Annotated in this window: 18 protein-coding genes; 8 read left to right on the forward strand and 10 right to left on the reverse strand. The window is 61.1% G+C overall.

Translation table 11 applies throughout. The features are described from left to right. Nucleotides 1–7: 7 nt before the first annotated feature. The 5 genes from ACZZZ4_RS16185 to ACZZZ4_RS16205 form a co-directional block, all read right to left on the reverse strand. Nucleotides 8–460: a Spy/CpxP family protein refolding chaperone gene (locus ACZZZ4_RS16185; protein WP_042607494.1), complete on the reverse strand. Its 453-nt coding sequence runs from the start codon at nt 458–460 to the stop codon at nt 8–10. Nucleotides 461–694: 234 nt separating this feature from the next. Further along, nucleotides 695–1372: a response regulator transcription factor gene (locus ACZZZ4_RS16190; RefSeq protein ID WP_016771129.1), complete on the reverse strand. Its 678-nt coding sequence runs from the start codon at nt 1370–1372 to the stop codon at nt 695–697. A 7-nt stretch (nt 1373–1379) separates the two neighbouring features. Continuing rightward, nucleotides 1380–1790 carry an SH3 domain-containing protein gene (locus ACZZZ4_RS16195; protein WP_039761083.1) on the reverse strand — a complete coding sequence of 137 codons (411 nt, stop codon included), beginning with the start codon at nt 1788–1790 and terminating at the stop codon, nt 1380–1382. A gap of 108 nt (nt 1791–1898) precedes the next feature. Further along, nucleotides 1899–2198: a YciI family protein gene (locus ACZZZ4_RS16200; RefSeq protein WP_016771127.1), complete on the reverse strand. Its 300-nt coding sequence runs from the start codon at nt 2196–2198 to the stop codon at nt 1899–1901. 1 nt (nt 2199) lies between these two features. Beyond that, complete coding sequence (locus tag ACZZZ4_RS16205) at nt 2200–2796, reverse strand: septation protein A (RefSeq protein ID WP_042607495.1); 597 nt, start codon at nt 2794–2796, stop codon at nt 2200–2202. Nucleotides 2797–2883: 87 nt separating this feature from the next. Between ACZZZ4_RS16205 and ACZZZ4_RS16210 the strand changes: the two genes are divergently transcribed. The 8 genes from ACZZZ4_RS16210 to arfB all read left to right on the forward strand — a co-directional run bounded on the left by ACZZZ4_RS16210 (nt 2884) and on the right by arfB (nt 10937). Then, a complete protein-coding gene (locus ACZZZ4_RS16210) occupies nt 2884–3747 on the forward strand; it encodes a PHP domain-containing protein (RefSeq protein WP_039761090.1) in 864 nt (287 codons plus the stop codon). A 13-nt stretch (nt 3748–3760) separates the two neighbouring features. Then, on the forward strand, nt 3761–4390 hold the full coding sequence (locus tag ACZZZ4_RS16215) for an L-threonylcarbamoyladenylate synthase (protein ID WP_016771124.1): 630 nt from the start codon (nt 3761–3763) through the stop codon (nt 4388–4390). A 123-nt stretch (nt 4391–4513) separates the two neighbouring features. After that, on the forward strand, nt 4514–5212 hold the full coding sequence (locus ACZZZ4_RS16220; protein ID WP_172828192.1) for a segregation and condensation protein A: 699 nt from the start codon (nt 4514–4516) through the stop codon (nt 5210–5212). 11 nt (nt 5213–5223) lie between these two features. Further along, nucleotides 5224–6189 carry an SMC-Scp complex subunit ScpB gene (scpB, locus tag ACZZZ4_RS16225; protein ID WP_463548226.1) on the forward strand — a complete coding sequence of 322 codons (966 nt, stop codon included), beginning with the start codon at nt 5224–5226 and terminating at the stop codon, nt 6187–6189. Nucleotides 6190–6333: 144 nt separating this feature from the next. Next, nucleotides 6334–6525, forward strand: coding sequence for a DUF1289 domain-containing protein (locus ACZZZ4_RS16230; protein ID WP_016771121.1), 192 nt, complete (start codon nt 6334–6336; stop codon nt 6523–6525). Between the two features lie 142 nt (nt 6526–6667). Further along, on the forward strand, nt 6668–7888 hold the full coding sequence (gene rluB / locus ACZZZ4_RS16235) for a 23S rRNA pseudouridine(2605) synthase RluB (protein ID WP_039761212.1): 1221 nt from the start codon (nt 6668–6670) through the stop codon (nt 7886–7888). Nucleotides 7889–8990: 1102 nt separating this feature from the next. Further along, the gene (locus tag ACZZZ4_RS16240) at nt 8991–10403 is read left to right on the forward strand and encodes an amino acid permease (RefSeq protein WP_039761099.1); all 1413 of its coding nucleotides are present in this window, start codon (nt 8991–8993) and stop codon (nt 10401–10403) included. 120 nt (nt 10404–10523) lie between these two features. After that, nucleotides 10524–10937 carry an alternative ribosome rescue aminoacyl-tRNA hydrolase ArfB gene (arfB, locus tag ACZZZ4_RS16245; RefSeq protein WP_016771119.1) on the forward strand — a complete coding sequence of 138 codons (414 nt, stop codon included), beginning with the start codon at nt 10524–10526 and terminating at the stop codon, nt 10935–10937. Here the strand turns inward: arfB and ACZZZ4_RS16250 are convergent. From ACZZZ4_RS16250 to ACZZZ4_RS16270, 5 genes are all read right to left on the reverse strand, one after another. Continuing rightward, nucleotides 10934–12121: an MFS transporter gene (locus ACZZZ4_RS16250; RefSeq protein ID WP_039761213.1), complete on the reverse strand. Its 1188-nt coding sequence runs from the start codon at nt 12119–12121 to the stop codon at nt 10934–10936. The two genes, arfB and ACZZZ4_RS16250, sit on opposite strands and share 4 nt — an antisense overlap. A 112-nt stretch (nt 12122–12233) precedes the next feature. Further along, entirely contained in the window at nt 12234–12416 is a 183-nt protein-coding gene (locus ACZZZ4_RS16255; protein ID WP_039761215.1) for a hypothetical protein, read from the reverse strand. Between the two features lie 70 nt (nt 12417–12486). Next, nucleotides 12487–12618: a hypothetical protein gene (locus ACZZZ4_RS16260; protein ID WP_016771117.1), complete on the reverse strand. Its 132-nt coding sequence runs from the start codon at nt 12616–12618 to the stop codon at nt 12487–12489. Between the two features lie 334 nt (nt 12619–12952). Then, complete coding sequence (locus tag ACZZZ4_RS16265; protein WP_415763339.1) at nt 12953–14146, reverse strand: amino acid aminotransferase; 1194 nt, start codon at nt 14144–14146, stop codon at nt 12953–12955. Further along, entirely contained in the window at nt 14146–14502 is a 357-nt protein-coding gene (locus tag ACZZZ4_RS16270) for a 4a-hydroxytetrahydrobiopterin dehydratase (RefSeq protein ID WP_016771115.1), read from the reverse strand. Before ACZZZ4_RS16270 ends, ACZZZ4_RS16265 begins: the two co-directional genes overlap by 1 nt. Between the last annotated feature and the right edge of the window lie 8 nt (nt 14503–14510).

The following is a 14510-nucleotide window of genomic DNA, read 5'->3' on the forward strand; positions in this document are numbered from 1 at the left end:
CAGAACATTATTGCGCCTTTTGTGCCTGCTGCGCTTTCCAGGCCTTGAACTCGGCCCATTCGGCGCGGCGTTCGGCGCGTTTCTTCTGGATCTCGTCGAACTGCTTTTGTTGCTCGGGCTTAAGCAGTGCACGGACATCGGACTCGGCTTTCTTGTGGTTGGCCGCGATCTCGTCCTTCATGGCTTTCTGGTCGGCCGGCGAGAGTTTTTCCAGGTACTTGTCGACCACCTGCTTACGCTCGTGCATCTGCTCGCCCATGATCTTGCGAATCTGCTCGCGCTGTTCGCGGGTCAGATCGAGCTGGCTGTACGGGCCTTTGCCGTGCATGCCGCCGTGCATCTGACCGCCGTGGCGCGGGCCATCCAGCGGACCACCCAGCGGACCGCCATCCTGCGGCATGGCCATGGCCACGGTTGGCAGAGCGGCTGCGAACATCAGAGCGATAAGAGTCTTGCGCATGGTGTATCTCCTTGTCTCGTTCCCGGTACGTTCCGGATGAGTGCAGATTACGCAGATCAAGGTCAGCGGCGGTCAGCGCAGCGTAAAGCTTCGGTAAAGACGCTTCGTGCCCGGCCTGACACAAATTCTGTGTAAAAGCTGCCGAAGGCTGCGATCTTCCGGCTGTGGGACGCGGACCGTCCCCGGCTGCATTCCCACGCAGAGCGTGGGAACGATCAGTACAGGGAGGGCTCTTCAGAGGCTGTAGTAGTAACCCCGGCTACGCAACGCAACGATGCGTGGGCGGCCGTCGGGGTGGGGGCCGATTTTTTTGCGCAGGTTGCTGACGTGCATGTCGAGGCTGCGGTCGTACAGGGTCAGCTTGCGGCCGAGGGCCAGTTGCGCCAGTTCCTGTTTGTCCAGCGGCTCGCCGGGCTGCTTGAGCAGTGCTTCGAGCAGGCGGCTTTCGGAGACGGTCAGGGTCAGTTCTTTTTCGTCGATGCTGACCACGCCGCGCACCGGGCTGAAACTCAGGTCGCCCAGCTCAAGTTGCGTCGATACGGCGGCCGGGTGGCTGCGGCGCAACACGGCGCGCAGGCGCGCGGTCAGTTCGCGGGGGTCGCAGGGTTTGGCCAGGTAATCGTCGGCGCCCAGTTCAAGGCCGAGGATACGGTCCAGCGGTTCGCCACGCGCTGACAGCATCAGCACCGGCAGGTCGGCGTGGTCGTTGCGCAGTTGCTTGAGCAGTTCCAGACCGCTGCCGTCGGGCAGCATTACGTCCAGCACTACCGCCGCCGGGGCGGTTTCGGCCAACGCCTTGCGCGCGCTCTGGCCGTCGTGGCAGGCGCGTACCTGGAAGCCTTCCTGGCTCAACCAGCTACTCAGGAGTTCGCACAACTCCTGGTCATCATCAATCAGTAACAGCTCGCTCATGACTCACTCAATTTAGCCATTGCCGACGTTTTCGGCTTGCACCACTGGCAAAGATACCGCAGAGCAGCGCCAATAGCGCTACCCCGGCGCCAGTGACGAACCACTGCTGTTGATCGGTCAGCAAACGCGGCAACGGGCTGGCCTGGGCTTCCTTGAGTTGCAGCTTCAGACGCTGGTTCTCCTGGCGCAGCCGGGCGAGCTGGGCGCTTTCGCGGGTGTTGTCGGCATTCTGCAGTTGTTTGTTCAGTTCTTCGCGCTGCTGTTCACTGGCCTTGAGTCGCTGTTGCAGCTCGGTGATCTGGCTGCCGGCGCTCAATGACAATGGCGTCGAGCTGCCGCCTTCGGTGGTTTCCTCACCATGGGCGGGCGCCATGATCGACAACGTGAGCAACATCAGACACAACGGACCCTTGCGCATCGCGACACCTGTTTCCTAATGGATATTGGGCAGGTTGTCGGCAGGCAAACGAGAATAATGAGCGATTGAGAGCGCGATGAACCGAGAAGGTTCATCGCGTGGAAGGACTTAAGGCAGGACTTGCTTGAACGGCTTGACGATCACATTGGCGTAAACGCCAGCGGCGATGTACGGATCGGCATCGGCCCAGGCCTGTGCGGCGCTGAGGGAGTCGAACTCGGCGACGATCAGGCTGCCGGTGAAACCCGCTGCGCCCGGATCATTGCTGTCGACGGCCGGGTGCGGGCCGGCCAGCACGATGCGGCCTTCGCCCTTGAGCGCTTGCAGGCGTTCCAGATGCGCCGGGCGCGCGGACAGGCGAGCTTCGAGCGAGTTGGCAACGTCGGTGGCAATGATGGCGTAGAGCATGTCAGTCCTCGGTTTTTGGCGTTGTGGTATCGGTGTCATGCAGGTGGCGCGACAGGTAGATGCCCTGTGCGACCAGGAACAGCACGGTCATGCCCAGGCTGCCGAATACCTTGAAATCAACCCAGATGCTCTGGAAGGTGAAGGCGACGAACAGGTTGGCGGCGCCGCAGAACAGGAAGAACGCGATCCAGGCGATGTTCAGGCGCGTCCAGACCGGGTCCGGCAGGGTCAGCGCGTGGCCCATGATGCGTTTGATCAGCAGGCGGTCACCGATGAAGTGGCTGCCGATGAAGGCCGCAGCGAACAGCCAGTTGACCACCGGCGCCTTCCATTTCAGGAAGGTTTCGCTGTGGAAGGCCAGCGTCAGGCTGCCGAATACCAGGCAGGCAATCAGCGTCAGCCACTGGCTCTTTTCCAGCTTGCGCTGCTTGATGAACAGCGCGCCGTATACCACCAGCGAGCTGATGATCAGCATCGCCGTGGCGCTGTAGATACCGCCTACGGTCACTTGCTGGCCGGCAATGTCGACGACCCGTGGATCAAGTTTGTAAACGATGAAGAACAGCAGAAGCGGGATGAAATCGATGAATTGTTTCACAGTGAGAGCCAGAAGCTGGATGTGGCGGCATAATAACAAACATATGGGCGCGCGATAGCGCCAGCTGATTTGAGGTTACAACTCCCCGTGAATGTTGATTTGCACTGCCATAGCACGGCCTCCGACGGCGCCCTGGCGCCCGCGGTTCTGGTTGCGCGTGCGTTCGAAAACGGCGTGCGAGTCCTGGCGTTGACCGACCACGACACCCTTGAGGGGCTCGCCGAGGCGCGTACTGCCGCCACCGAGTTGGGCATGCAACTGGTCAACGGCGTCGAATTGTCCTGCACCTGGGGCGGGGCGACCATTCATGTGCTGGGCTACGGTTTCGACGTCAACGCCGCGCCGTTGGTCGAAGCAATCGCCAAATTGCACGATGGCCGCTGGCTGCGGTCGGAAGAAATAAGCCGCAAGCTCGCCCTCAAGGGCATGCCCGGTGCCCTCGATGGCGCCCGGCAGATCCAGCAAGAACTGGGCGACAGCGGCAACGCGCCAGCCCGGCCGCATTTTGCCGACTGGATGGTGCGTGAAGGTTATGTAAAGGATCGCGCCGAGGCGTTTCGCAAATGGCTCGGCGCCGGCAAGCTCGGCGACGTCAAGCTGCACTGGCCGACCCTGGAAGACACCGTCGGCACCCTGCGCGCCGCCGGTGCCTGGGTCAGCCTGGCGCATCCCTGGCACTACGATTTCACCCGTAGCAAGCGCCGAAAGCTGATTGCCGACTATATTCAAGCAGGCGGGCATGCTATCGAGGTGGTCAATGGCCATCAGCCCGCAGAGCAGGTGGGCAGCCTGGCGATCCTTGCCCGTGAGTTCGGTCTGCTGGTCAGCGCCGGCAGTGACTTCCATGGCCCTGGCGGCTGGTCCGAGATCGGCCAGTACCGGCCGGTTCCCGAGGACCTTCCACCCCTGTGGTGTCGGTTCAAACATGACACAGATATTGCCGCCGTCTGAACAGGTAGAGAATGTGAGTCAATTTTTCCAGATACATCCGGAAAACCCGCAAGCGCGCCTGATCAAACAGGCGGTCGAGATCATCCGCAAGGGCGGGGTGGTGATTTATCCCACGGACTCGTCCTACGCCATCGGTTGCCAGATCGGCGACAAGACCGCCATCGAGCGCGTGCGACGTCTGCGTCAGCTCGACGAAAAACACAACTTCGCGCTGATCTGCAGCGACCTGTCGCAGCTGGGCAATTACGCCAAGATCGACACCGGCACCTTCCGCATTCTCAAGGCGCACCTGCCGGGGCCGTACACCTTTATTCTCAATGCCACCCGCGAAGTGCCGCGCCTGTTGCTGCATCCGAAGAAGCGCACCATCGGCCTGCGCGTGCCCAGCCATCCGATCGCCTTGGCGCTGCTGGCCGAACTCGGCGAGCCGCTGATGAGCGTGACGCTGATCATGCCCGGCGACGAAGACCCACTCAGCGATCCCTACGAAATGCGCCAGTTGCTTGAGCATCAGGTCGATCTGATCATCGACGGCGGCTTTGGCGGTATCAAGGCCTCGACGGTGATTGACCTGACCGGCGACGACCCGGAAGTGGTCCGCGTCGGTTGCGGCGATCCGACGCCGTTCATGGTCGAGGCCTGAATGTCCGCAGTGGAAACCGTGGTCGATCCCCAGGCCGGCGCCCAGCAGGAGCTGCCGTTTGCGATGGTCTATGGCCAAGCGGTCATGGAAATGCCGCTGGACTTGTACATCCCGCCGGATGCGCTGGAAGTCTTTCTTGAAGCCTTTGAAGGCCCGCTCGACCTGCTGCTGTACCTGATCCGCAAACAGAACATCAACATCCTCGACATCCCGGTGGCGGAAATCACTCGCCAGTACATGGGCTACGTCGAGTTGATGCAGTCGGTACGTCTGGAACTGGCCGCCGAGTATCTGGTGATGGCGGCGATGCTCGCCGAGATCAAATCGCGCATGCTTCTGCCGCGCGCCGAAACCGTTGAAGATGAAGAAGACGACCCGCGCGCTGAACTGATCCGCCGCTTGCAGGAATACGAGCGCTTCAAGGCCGCCGCCGAAGGCATCGACGGCTTGAGCCGGGTCGGTCGCGATGTGATCGTGCCCAAGCTCGACGCACCGGAAGCGCGGGCGCGCAAGCTGTTGCCCGACGTCGCGCTGGAAGAGATCCTGATGTGCATGGCCGAAGTCCTGCGCCGTGGCGACATGTTCGAAAGCCACCAGGTCAGCCGTGAAGCGCTGTCCACCCGCGAGCGCATGAGTGATGTGCTGGAAAGGCTCAAGGGCGGCGGCTTCGTGCCGTTTGTCGAGCTGTTCACCGCCGAAGAAGGCCGCCTCGGTGTGGTGGTGACCTTTATGGCGATCCTTGAACTGGTCAAGGAATCCTTGGTCGAGCTGGTGCAGAATGAGCCGTTCGCTGCGATCCACGTGCGAGCCCGAGCCGAATAACGAGTCCCTGTATGAACCTGACTGAACCCCGCGAGCTGGCACCCCTGCTTGAAGCCTTTCTGTTGGCCTCGGGAAAGCCGCAATCCCTTGAGCGCCTGTTTGAACTGTTCGAAGAAGGCGAGCGGCCGGAGCCGGCGGTCTTCAAGAAAGCCCTGACCCTGCTCGGCAAGTCCTGCGAGGGCCGCGCCTTTGAGCTCAAGGAAGTCTCGTCGGGCTATCGCTTGCAGATCCGCGAGAAGTTCTCGCCGTGGGTCGGCCGTCTCTGGGAAGAGCGCCCGCAGCGCTATTCCCGCGCCTTGCTGGAAACCATCGCGTTGATCGCCTATCGCCAGCCGATCACCCGCGGCGAAATCGAAGATGTGCGGGGCGTGGCGGTCAACAGCAACATCGTCAAGACCTTGCTCGAGCGTGAGTGGATTCGCGTCGTCGGCTATCGCGACGTGCCGGGCAAACCGGCGATGTTCGCCACGACCAAGGCGTTTCTCGACCACTTCAACCTGAAAAACCTCGAAGACCTGCCGCCGCTGGCCGAACTGCGCGAGATGGAAGCCGAACCGGTGCTCGACTTCGACGACGTGCCGGTGCCGCAGAGTCTGCAGGAACTGGCCGACGCCAGCGCCGAGCCGGAGGAGGAGAAGGAAGAAACCAGTTTCCATTCCCTGCTGCTGGAGCTGGACAGCATGGAGGAGGGGATCAAGACCGACTTCGACGACTTGCTGCGTGATGCGGTGGATGGCGAAGCGCCGCCGCCCGAGCTTGAAAGCGAGCTCGCCGAGCCGCTTATTGAAGTTGAAGTTGAAACCGCGCCGGACGCTGAACCGGAAGAAGATATTCTCGGCGTGGCCGAGGCCCGCGAGAAGCTCCTGGCCGCGGTTGCCGCCCTTGAGCAGCCAGAACCTGAACTCAGCGAAGAAGAAGCCGAGGCCCGCGCACTGGCCGAAGCGATCGAGGCCGAACGGCGCGAGTTCAAGGACTGAGCGAAATTTCCGTGAATAATGATGGCCCTGTGGGAGCGAGCTTGCTCGCGAAAGCGGAGTGTCATTCAAAGATGATGTATCTGAGGTGCCGCCTTCGCGAGCAAGCTCGCTCCCACAGGGTTTAGCGTAAGCCAGGAATATCAAATGAGTTCCACCAAAGACCCCTGCATCAGCCTCTGCAAATTCTCCGACGACATCTGCCTCGGTTGCGGTCGCAGCAAGCGCGAGATCAAAGCCTGGAAAAAACTCGACAAGGACGATAAACGCACGGTGCTGGCCGAAGCCGCGCTGCGCCTGATCAAACTCGGCGGTGCCGGTCGGCGGAAAAAGAAATAACCGGCCATCGATCAGCTAGTCTCTGATGCGCGATGGCGCACATCCGCGTATGATTCGCGACCCTTCGCCGATCCCTTCGGCCGAACACCAGTTTCCAATGCTTCAGGCGCCGCCTGAACAGACCACACCGGGAGGTGCCCAGATGAGTGACATCAATCAGAAAGACGACCAGGAAATCGGCCCAGCAGGCGAAAAGTTGCAGAAGGTCCTCGCCCGTATCGGCGTCGGCTCGCGCCGTGACGTCGAAGCCTGGATCAGCCAGGGCCGGATCAAGGTCAATGGCAAAGACGCCACCCTCGGCCTGCGCGTCGACATGCACGACGCCATTACCATCGATGGCAAGGTGATCAAACGCGAAGAGGCCGCCGAATCGGTGCGCCGCGTGATCATGTACAACAAGCCTGACGGCGAGATCTGCACCCGTGACGACCCGGAAGGCCGTCCAACCGTGTTCGACAAGCTGCCGCGTCCGAAAGAAGGCCGCTGGATCAACATCGGCCGTCTCGACATCAACACCACCGGTCTGCTGATGTTCACCACTGACGGTGAACTGGCCAACCGTTTGATGCACCCGTCCTACGAGATGGACCGCGAGTACGCCGTGCGTGTACGCGGTGAAGTCGATGACGAGATGATCGAACGCCTGAAGGCCGGCGTGGTGCTGGAAGACGGTCCGGCGCGTTTTACCGATATTCAACAGGCGCCGGGCGGTGAAGGCTTCAACCACTGGTACCACTGCGTGGTCATGGAAGGGCGCAACCGTGAAGTGCGTCGTCTGTGGGAATCGCAGGGTCTGGTGGTCAGCCGTCTGAAGCGTGTGCGTTTCGGTCCGGTGTTCCTCAACTCCGATCTGCCGATGGGCCGCTGGCGCGAAATGAGCCAGTACGAAGTCGACGTGCTCAGCGCCGAAGTCGGCCTGACCCCGGTGGCAATGCCGCAGCTGAACGCCAAGAGCAAGGACAAGCTCGAACGCATGCAGCGTAAATCGTCGCGGCCGATGGCCAAGACCGAGCGCGTACGCACCCTGCGTCCAGCCGCTGGCGCACCGACCGGGCCACGCCCGGGCCGCGAGCCGCAGATTGAAGGCGAGCGTCCTGGCCGCAAACCGGTTGCCCGTGATGGCGAGCGTGCACCGCGTCCGGCCAATGGTCGTACCGAGCGTGGCGAACGCGGCGCTCCTGCCGGTCGCGGTACGCCGGTCGCGGATCGTCCAGCCGACACCACCAACAAGCGCCCGGCCAAACCGGCGCCGAAGCGTCCGGGGATCAAACTGGTCGACGGCGACAAGCCCTCGGGCAAACGCCGCGGCGCACCGGCCGGTTCCGGTCAGCGCCCAGGGTTTGGACGCAAGAAGCCTGAGTGAGGCAGCTGTGAGTTTCTAGCGGCAAGCTGCAAGTTGAAGCAGAAACGCCAACCGTAGGGTTGGCGTTTTTTTCGTCTGGCGAAACTCATCTGGCGTCTGACAAGGCGCTTTCGCGAGCAGGCTCGCTCCCACAGGGGATTTGTGGACGCCGCAGATCCAATGTGGGAGCGAGCCTGCTCGCGAAGGGGCCAGTCGCTTAGAACATGAATCGTCCGTCGCAAACCGGCTTGTCATCCAGCGCCAACACCCCGCCGGAAAAGATCAGGTCCAGGTGATGGTTGCCCTTGGGGGGGCGGTGAGACGTGAAAAACCTGGTTGAGGGTTTTTAAATAGACTTTTTGTTCTGTTTTTCAGGGTGGGTTTTCTTATTTGAAAACAAAAAACAGGCCGGCGAAATGTATAGCAAGCTAGCGACCGTCAATTTGTAGACATCCTACGGAAATGTCTGATTCGGAAAATATTCGTTACGCCTTGTAAAGAAAACCTGACGATGTTAGCCCGCCAACGCGGTGATTTCCGGTCTCGCCCTCCGTTGTAAGGAAAAGCTTCCGTAACCCGACGGAGCGTGCGCCACGCAGGGCTCTGGCGCGCTTGTTTCCAGCCTCCAGGCAGGGTGTGATGCGCCACATGCCTGTCGTGCAGGCGAATAACAAGAAGGAGGCGCAATGAACGCCGCGACTAATTTCCACTTCTCCCCGTGGGACGGTTTTCTCCTCGTCCCCGCCGATGGCCTGCAAAGGCCTGACTCACATTTTGCAGCCGCTCGAGACTGTCGAGGCGGACACACGCAATCCCGGCAACCGACACGCTGATCAGGCGGGTCTGGCAGCAGGGGGTTAGCGGTGTACAATGCGCCGCGTTTTAACTGTGACCCTCTGCGTAATCGCAAAAATCTCGAGGCTATCCGCCTTGTTCACTCCGCCGCGCCACAAGCGTGCCGGGTTCGATTTCGTCACAGATAAAAACAAACAGGTGACGCATGACCGTTGTAAATGAGCTGAACTCCTGGTGCCTGCGCTGGGGTTTGATCGGGGCTGCCTGAAATCGCAACCTTGCAGCAACGTCTACTGAACATCATCAAACCTTGCGTGAGACCTTTTTCATGAGTGGACAACCCTCGCAATCAGGCGAGCTTAAACGCGGCCTGAAAAATCGCCATATTCAACTGATCGCCCTCGGTGGCGCGATCGGTACCGGATTGTTCCTCGGTTCTGCCGGGGTACTGAAATCCGCCGGCCCGTCGATGATCCTCGGCTACGCCATCTGCGGCTTCATCGCCTTCATGATCATGCGCCAGCTCGGCGAAATGATCGTCGAAGAGCCGGTGGCCGGTTCCTTCAGCCACTTTGCCCACAAATACTGGGGCGGTTTCGCCGGTTTTCTCTCGGGCTGGAACTGCTGGATTCTGTACATTCTGGTGGGCATGTCCGAGCTGACAGCGGTCGGCAAGTACATCCATTACTGGGCGCCGGACATCCCGACCTGGGTCTCCGCTGCCGCATTCTTTGTGCTGATCAACGCGATCAACCTGGCCAACGTCAAAGTCTTCGGTGAAGCCGAATTCTGGTTCGCGATCATCAAGGTTGTGGCCATCGTCGGCATGATCGCGCTGGGCAGCTACCTGCTGGTCAGCGGCCACGGCGGCCCGCAAGCGTCGGTGAGTAACCTGTGGTCCCACGGCGGTTTCTTCCCCAACGGAGTGAGCGGTCTGGTGATGGCCATGGCGATCATCATGTTCTCCTTCGGCGGTCTGGAAATGCTCGGTTTCACCGCAGCCGAAGCCGACAAGCCGAAAACCGTGATCCCGAAAGCGATCAATCAGGTGATCTACCGCATCCTGATTTTCTACATCGGCGCGCTGGTGATCCTGTTGTCGCTGACCCCGTGGGACAGCCTGCTGGAAACCCTCAACGCGTCCGGCGATTCCTATAGCGGCAGCCCGTTCGTCCAGGTGTTTTCGATGCTCGGTAGCAACACCGCCGCGCACATCCTCAACTTCGTCGTGCTGACCGCTGCGCTGTCGGTGTACAACAGCGGCACCTACTGCAACAGCCGCATGCTGCTGGGCATGGCCGAGCAGGGCGATGCACCGAAAGGCCTGGCGAAGATCGACAAGCGCGGCGTGCCGGTGCGTTCGATTCTGGCGTCGGCGGCAGTGACGCTGGTTGCCGTGTTGCTCAACTACCTGATCCCGCAACACGCGCTGGAACTGCTGATGTCGCTGGTGGTTGCGACGCTGGTGATCAACTGGGCGATGATCAGCTACTCGCACTTCAAGTTCCGCCAGCACATGAACCAGACCAAGCAGACGCCGCTGTTCAAGGCGCTGTGGTATCCGTACGGCAACTTCGTCTGCCTGGCGTTCGTGGTGTTCATCCTCGGCGTGATGCTGCTGATCCCGGGGATCCAGATCTCGGTGTATGCGATTCCGGTGTGGGTGGTGTTCATGTGGGTCTGCTACCTGATCAAGAACAAGCGCAGTGTGCAGCCGGTGGTGGCTGCAACGGCGAAATAACCGCGCAAGCAGAAACGACAAACCCGGCCAGAGTGCCGGGTTTGTTGTTTCCAGAGATCCCAAAATATTCCCCTGTGGGAATCAGGTTATCCTGCACCCTCTGATTACGGACGCTTTTCCATGCTGGTGATTTCCAACAATGTGCATCTGCCGGATGCCGAGATCGAATTGACCGCCATCCGCGCGCAAGGCGCCGGTGGGCAGAACGTCAACAAGGTCTCCAGCGCCATGCACTTGCGCTTCGACATTCCCAACTCGTCGCTGCCGGAGTTCTACAAGGAGCGCCTGCTGGCACTGCGCGACAGCCGCATCACCAGCGACGGCGTGCTGATCATCAAGGCGCAGCAATACCGAACCCAGGAAGCCAATCGCGCCGATGCGCTGGAGCGGCTGGTCGAGCTGATTCTCAGCGCCACCAAAGTCGAAAAGAAACGCCGCCCGACCAAGCCGACCCTCGGCTCGAAGAAGCGTCGGCTGGAGTCGAAAACCAAGCGCGGCAGCATCAAGGCCGGGCGCGGCAAGGTGGACTTTTAAGCCTCGCGGTATCTCGCCGTGTGCTTGTACAGATAGACACTCAGACCGAGTCCACTCAACGCCGCGAAGGCTGCGAACAGAAAGATTGACGCAAAGCCGAACCCCGCCGCAATCGCCCCGGCCAGCGGCCCGGTGATCCCCAGCGACAAATCAATGAACAGTGAATAGGCACCGACCGCCGCGCCACGGCTTGAGGCCGGGACCAGATTCACTGCCTCCACGCCCAACGCCGGGAACACCAGCGAGAAACCGAAGCCGCTCAGCGCTGCACCGGCCAGCGCCCAATGCGCATCCGGAGCGATCCACAGCAACAACAAACCCAAGGTTTCCACCGACAGGCAGGCAATCGCCACGCGGAAGCCGCCGAGGCGGTTGATCAGGTTGCCGAACAGCAGGCGCGCGCCGATGAAGCTGGCGCCAAACAGGCTCAGGCACAGCACGGCGTTGTCCCAGTGCTGGGTCGCGTAATACAGGGTAATGAAGGTGGCAATGGTGCCAAAGCCGATCGAACCCAGCGCCAGTCCGCAACCATGCGGGAAGACTTTGCCGAGCACGTGCATGAACGGCAGGCGTTCACCGGCAACAATCGGTGCCGCAGTTTTCGGCCATGCCAGCGCCAGGCCGAGCAGGGCGAGGAGGATGATGCTCACGCCCATGCTCCACAAACCCAGCCGGCTCACCAGCCAGACACCGAACGGCGCGCCGATCGCCAGGGCGCCGTAACTGGCGATGCCGTTCCAGGAAATCACTTTCGCCGTATTTGCCGCGCCGACGCGACCGATGCCCCAGCCAATCGAGCCGGAACCGACCAGGCTTTCCGCGCTACCCAGCACCAGGCGGCCAATCAACAGGCTGATCAGGCTCAGCAGCGGCAGGTTCGGTGTCCACGCCGAGATCAGCATGAACACACCACTCAAACCGCAACCAGCGAGGCCGATCATCACCGCGCGTTTGCTGCCCTGGTTGTCGATGATCTTGCCGGCGTACGGGCGGCTGAGCAGGGTGGCGAGGTATTGCACGCTGATCACCAACCCGGCGATCACTGCGCCGAAACCGAGGTCGCTGTGGACGTAGCCCGGCAACACGGCGAGCGGGATGCCGATGTTCAGGTAACCGATGAAGGTGAAGAGGACGATGGAAACTACTTGCAGCGTAACCGCCAGCGGACGCTGGGGCTCGGATATAGACGACATGGGTAACGATCCACGGGAGCAGCCGATTAGATAGGCTGCTCATGATACCGGCGTGAACCGCTCAAGGGCGGGGAAAAGTAAAACTATTTGCCGGGCGGCGCGTTCAGGATTTCGCCGGAGCGACCAGTTGCGTGGTGACGAGGGCGGCGAGGGCATTTTCTTCGCTGCCGAAACGCTCGAGCAGGGCGGCCTGTTTCTCGGGTGAGAGGCGATTCCAGATCTCGATCATTTTCTCGGTGGCGCCGATCAGCACGGCAGCTTGGCTTTCGGAGAATTCGTCGGTCATGGCGGGCTCGGGTTTCAGGCAGTGTGGAAAGCGCATGTTAGCGCTTTCCACACGGTCTGTACGGCGGGTCTTACTCTTCGCTGTCGGCTTTGCGGCTGTCAGCGGCTTCTTGCGGCTCGGGCTTTTCGGCGCCGGCGTGTTGCGGGGTCGTCTGCTCAGGTACGTGCAGGCTTGGGAAGGGGAGATTGGGAATCTCGTGCATGGTTGCGCTCCTCGCTAAGTCTGTTGATAGATCAGGTGCTCCGCGCTTTACAAAGCCTGCGCAGGATACAGCAGGAAAAATGACAATCAGACTTTTAATTCAAATTAATGCGACAGATGGCCGCAGGGAGGGGAGGCGACCACAAAAACCAAATGTGGGAGTGGACTTTTGTGGCGAGGGGATTTATCCCCGATGGGCTGCGAAGCGGCCCCAACCCTGCGTTCGCGGAATGTCTGACACTCCGCGATCAACGGTTTACGACTGCTGCGCAGCCGGTCGGGGATAAATCCCCTCACCACAGGGCTCGCTCCCACAGGGTTTTGTGTTGCAGTAACTATTTGCAAGCGCTGGCGATGGCGTCAGCCAGCAAGGCGAGGCGGGTGGCGTCGATCCCGGCGACATTCGCGCGGCCCGAGCTGACCATGTACACGCTGTGCCGCTCGCGCAGGGTTTTCACCTGTTCCGGTGACAGGCCGGTGTAGGAGAACATCCCGCGTTGCACGCCAATGTGCGCAAAACGCTCGCGCAAACCGTGGGGCTCCAGCGCTTCGACCAGACCGCTGCGCAGCTGCGCGATCCGCAAGCGCATGGCTTCCACTTCATCGGCCCAGCGCGCTTTCAGCTCTGGATCGGCAAGGATGGTCGCGACCACCGCAGCACCGTGATCCGGCGGCGTCGACCACAGGTTGCGGGCGATATTGGCCAGTTGACTGCGGATGTCGATGAGCTTGTCGGCGCTGGTCGCGCAGACGATCAGCGCACCGGTGCGGTCGCGGTACAGGCCGAAGTTCTTCGAGCAGGAACTGGTGATCAGCAGTTCCGGCACTTGCGCCGCGAACAACCGGGTCGACCACGCGTCCTGCTCCAGACCATCACCAAAACCCTGATAAGCGAAGTCGATCAGCGGTAGCAGGTCGCGGTTGCGCACCACTTCCAGCACACGCTTCCAGTCGTCATGGCTCAGGTCGAAACCGGTCGGGTTGTGGCAGCACGCATGCAACAGCACCACGTCGCCCTTCGGCACTTCCCTGAGCACAGCGAGCATGGCTTCGACGTCGAGGCGGTTGTCGCTGCCGACGTACGGGTAGTGGCTGACCTTAACCTTGGCGGCGGCGAAAATGGTTTCGTGGATCGGCCAGGTCGGGTTGCTCAACCACACGCCTTTGCCCGGCAGGCATTGGGCGATAAAGTCGGCCGCCAGACGCAGGGCACCGGTGCCGCCCGGGGTCTGAGTGGCGCCGGCGCGTTGTTCGGTGAGCAGTTGTGAGTCGGCGCCGAGCACCAGCTCGTTGATGACCTTGCCGAACAGCGGGTTGCCATGGCCACCGATGTAGGTCTTGGTGTCCTGGCTTTCGACCAGTCGCGCTTCGGCGATTTTCACCGCCTCCGGGATCGGCGTCAGGCCCTGGGCATCCTTGTAGACGCCAACGCCGAGGTCGAATTTGCGCGGATTGGCATCCTGCGCATAGGCCTCCATCAAACCGAGAATCGGGTCGCCGGGAACCCGGCCGATGGCGTCGAAGTGCATTACTTGCGTCCTTCTGCGGTCTTGGCCACTTCGTCAGTGCGCGCGGCCATGATGAAGTCGTTGCGGTGCAGGCCTTTGATCGAGTGGCTCCACCAGGTCACGGTGACTTTGCCCCATTCGGTCAGCAGACCCGGGTGGTGACCTTCGGCCTCGGAGATCTCGCCCACTGCGTTGGTGAACGCCAGCGCATGTTTGAAGTTCTTGAACAGGAAAACTTTCTCCAGCTGCATGATGCCGTCGCGTACTTCGATGTTCCAGTCAGGGATCTGCTTGATCAGGATCGGCAGTTCTTCATCGCTGACTTGTGGCGCATCGGCGCGGCAGGCTTCGCAGTGGGCTTGGTTCAAAGTCGACATGGTGTATT

The sequence above is a fragment of the Pseudomonas sp. AC252 genome, from assembly GCF_979258105.1.

Coding starts and splice junctions, on each gene's coding strand:
- ACZZZ4_RS16185 (WP_042607494.1), bottom strand. CDS start 460: ATGCGCAAGACTCTTATCGCTCTGATGTTCGCAGCCGCTCTGCCAACC.
- ACZZZ4_RS16190 (WP_016771129.1), bottom strand. CDS start 1,372: ATGAGCGAGCTGTTACTGATTGATGATGACCAGGAGTTGTGCGAACTC.
- ACZZZ4_RS16195 (WP_039761083.1), bottom strand. CDS start 1,790: ATGCGCAAGGGTCCGTTGTGTCTGATGTTGCTCACGTTGTCGATCATG.
- ACZZZ4_RS16200 (WP_016771127.1), bottom strand. CDS start 2,198: ATGCTCTACGCCATCATTGCCACCGACGTTGCCAACTCGCTCGAAGCT.
- scpB (WP_463548226.1), top strand. CDS start 5,224: ATGAACCTGACTGAACCCCGCGAGCTGGCACCCCTGCTTGAAGCCTTT.
- ACZZZ4_RS16230 (WP_016771121.1), top strand. CDS start 6,334: ATGAGTTCCACCAAAGACCCCTGCATCAGCCTCTGCAAATTCTCCGAC.
- rluB (WP_039761212.1), top strand. CDS start 6,668: ATGAGTGACATCAATCAGAAAGACGACCAGGAAATCGGCCCAGCAGGC.
- ACZZZ4_RS16240 (WP_039761099.1), top strand. CDS start 8,991: ATGAGTGGACAACCCTCGCAATCAGGCGAGCTTAAACGCGGCCTGAAA.
- arfB (WP_016771119.1), top strand. CDS start 10,524: ATGCTGGTGATTTCCAACAATGTGCATCTGCCGGATGCCGAGATCGAA.
- ACZZZ4_RS16255 (WP_039761215.1), bottom strand. CDS start 12,416: ATGACCGACGAATTCTCCGAAAGCCAAGCTGCCGTGCTGATCGGCGCC.
- ACZZZ4_RS16260 (WP_016771117.1), bottom strand. CDS start 12,618: ATGCACGAGATTCCCAATCTCCCCTTCCCAAGCCTGCACGTACCTGAG.
- ACZZZ4_RS16265 (WP_415763339.1), bottom strand. CDS start 14,146: ATGCACTTCGACGCCATCGGCCGGGTTCCCGGCGACCCGATTCTCGGT.
- ACZZZ4_RS16270 (WP_016771115.1), bottom strand. CDS start 14,502: ATGTCGACTTTGAACCAAGCCCACTGCGAAGCCTGCCGCGCCGATGCG.